The sequence below is a fragment of the Streptomyces sp. genome, from assembly GCF_019510245.1.
In the GTDB taxonomy this organism is placed as follows: domain Bacteria; phylum Actinomycetota; class Actinomycetes; order Streptomycetales; family Streptomycetaceae; genus Streptomyces.
Map to the genome: position 1 here is coordinate 1 of NZ_JAEKKT010000459.1, position 2,824 is coordinate 2,824.

At 68.3% G+C, this 2,824-nt stretch carries 3 protein-coding genes; all 3 read right to left on the bottom strand.

The features are described 5' to 3' along the window. Nucleotides 1-678, bottom strand: a 678-nt coding sequence (locus tag JF597_RS53995; protein WP_294014431.1) for a LysR family transcriptional regulator, incomplete at its 3' end; no start/stop codon positions are given. A gap of 537 nt (nucleotides 679-1,215) precedes the next feature. Then, entirely contained in the window at nucleotides 1,216-2,577 is a 1,362-nt protein-coding gene (locus JF597_RS54000; RefSeq protein ID WP_294014433.1) for a CapA family protein, read from the bottom strand. Next, on the bottom strand, nucleotides 2,574-2,824 hold a 251-nt coding region (locus tag JF597_RS54005; RefSeq protein ID WP_294014434.1), incomplete at its 5' end, for a CocE/NonD family hydrolase C-terminal non-catalytic domain-containing protein. The genes JF597_RS54005 and JF597_RS54000, both read right to left, overlap by 4 nt.

Sequence of the window (2,824 nt, forward strand, 5' to 3'; positions counted from 1 at the left end):
GGTGGAGATCTCGGTCACCTCCATCTCGACACGGGGACTGAACCCTGCTTCACGGCACAAGCGGTCCGTGACGTGACGCAGACCGAACCCGGCCCTGAGAGCGACCATCGGCTCGTGCGCAAGGTCGGCGATCGCCACCTGGTCCCGGCCCTCGAACACGTGGCCCGGCGGAACGCCGAGGCACAGCGGCTCGCGCCCGAGCGGGATCCAGTCCAGATCGTCCGCGACCGGTTCGGGAGCCACGAAGCCGATGTCGATGTTCCCTCGGCGTACGTCGTCGATCACCGTGTCACAGGCGCCACCGCGCAGCTCGAAGGACGTGCTCGAGGCGAGCTTGCGATAGCGGTTCAAGAGGTCGGGCACCAGCCATCCACCGAACGAGTGCAGGAATCCGAGCGCTACCGAGCCTCGCTCCGGATCGACCAGAGTGACGATCCGCTCCTCGCCCCTGTCGAGCTCGCTCATGGCCCGTAGGGCGTGGGCCTGGAAGATCTCCCCGTACTTGTTGAGCCGCAGCCCGTTGTGATGACGGTCGAAAAGCTTCACGCCCAGCTTGCGCTCGAGCCGGGCCAGGGCTCGCGACAGGGTGGGCTGGCTGACGTTCAAGCGCAGCGAGGCCTCCGTCATGTGCTCGGTCTCGGCCAGGGTCGTGAACCACTCGAGCTCGCGCAGTTCCATGGTCACTCCCCCTCGCCGGCGCGTGGGGCGGCCCACGGCAGTCCCGCGGGCAACGTCCGGCGGACGAAACGTCCATGACGAAGACCCGGTTTCCCACGGCTTTCGGCGTCCCGACCGGTCATCGTGGTCACCTCTTTTCCGCATGAGGGCAGGTAGATGAGGCTCCACCCTCCGCCTTCCGCCCGCCTCCCACATTCGGACGAACACGTATCCGCTACGTAGTTCCGGGTCCTACGTGTACTGCGAGCGCGCTCGCCCGTTGTCAGGCAGCGTGCGGGGCGGGTTCAGCTCGGATGTCGGGATCTGGTCGATGAGGACGGCGGTGTTCTCGGGGGGCTTCTCTCGCGAGGAGTGACGGTGCAGGGCGCACCATCGGTGATCGAGTTCAGCCAGAGCGGGTCAACATAAAGACATCTCGTACATGTACTTGCGCGCATCGGGCTCCCGGTCCGGAGCCGGCCCCTGGGCGATCAACGCGCAGATCATCGTGGGCGCTTTCGCCGGCCCGGTCACGCCTCGCAAGCATCCATCGACCGGTCAGAGGCTGAGGTGTCCGATGCCCTCCCGGATGGTGATCTGCGTGCCGAAGGGCTTGGAGAGCCGTTGCAGACGTAGCAGGATCCGCTCCGCGGTGGGACGGTCGGCGAGCCGGGGAATGCCACGGTCGGCATCGCGTGGGCCGCCCCAGTGCAGTTCGATCGGATGCAGTTCCACGGCCCGGAGGGCGCCGTCGCCGTCGAACCGGCTGACCGCGACCACGGACTCGTACCAGATCTGTTCGCCGAAGACGCCATGGACCCGTTTGCGTTCCAGGAACTCGGCCTCGGTCTCGTGCTCGCGGCTGCCGTCCTTGTCGTAGGCACCCGGGGTCAGTGGCTGCTGGGTGTTCTCCATGAAGACGAAGTTGCCGAGGGAGTAGAAGATCGGGCGTCCCCGGTACACCTCGATGCCGCGCAGCTGGTGGGGGCCGTGGCCGAGGAACGCGTCGGCGCCGTTGTCGATCGTCTCGCGGGCGATGAGCGGGAGGAAGTCGGGGGGCTCCTGGCTGTAGTTGCCCGGCTCGTGGGTGTGCATCGTGGCGATCGTGAAGTCGGAGGTCTGCTTGGCCTGCCGGACAGCGTGCAGCACCTCGTCGCGGTCCGACTCGTGCACGACGAAGTGGAACTCCACGGCGTCGGTGTGGGGTTCGGGACCGGGCTTCGCGGCGTAGCGGGTGCCGAAGAGGGTCACGGTGCCGTCCCTGCGGTCGGCGGCGAGGACGGAGGCGCGGACCGAGCCGGGCGGCAACGCGTCACGGATCAGGGCGAGTTCGCGAAGACGCTGGGCCGCGACGAGCACATGGCGGGTGGTGCGCAGGGCGTTGACACCGGGGCGGCCGGGGACGCGGCCCAGGGGGTCGGCGGCCCGGGACATGGGCTCGAAGCGGGAAGCGATGGAGACCAGGGAGACACGGCCGGCGGGGGTGGTGAGGAAGCGCGGAGATCGCGCATCGGCGAGGGTATCGCCGGTGCCGGCGTGGACGATGCCCGCCTCGGTGAGCAGACGGTCGGTGGACCGCATGCCGGCCACGCCCCAGTCGGTGGTGTGATTGTTGGCCCTGGCCATCAGGTCGAACCCGATCCGGCGTAGATCCGCGGGCACCCGCGAGGTGCTGATCAGCCATGATCCGCCGGATTCGGCCTCGGGCCAGCCGTCGAAGTCCGTCAGGTCGACGGCTGTGCTCTCGAAGTTGCCGAAGGTCACGTCCGCTGACCGCAGCAGTTCCAGCAGGCCAGGTGAGCGGGTTTCCAGCAGCGGGGCGAGCGCGTCGTCCACGACCAGGTCACCGACGGCCGTCAGAGTGAAACCGTCACGCACGTGCGCCAGGCGCCAGGAGTCAGACAGCCGTCCGTCAGTCATGCGGGGCGCCCTTCAAGCTTGGCGCGAAGTGCGGAGAGGGTCAGCCACGAACGGCCGCCCGTGTGGACGCGGTTGGTGGCGACGACCTTGCGCCGGTCGCCGACTTCCGTACCCCCGGTGTTGGAGTTGACGTCGAAGCGCGGGAAATTGCTGGAGCTGATGTCGAGCCGCAGTCGGTGGCCGGCCAGGAACAGGTTCGCCGTGTCCGGGCCCTCCACCGTGATCTCGTACGTCTCCCCCGGCGTCA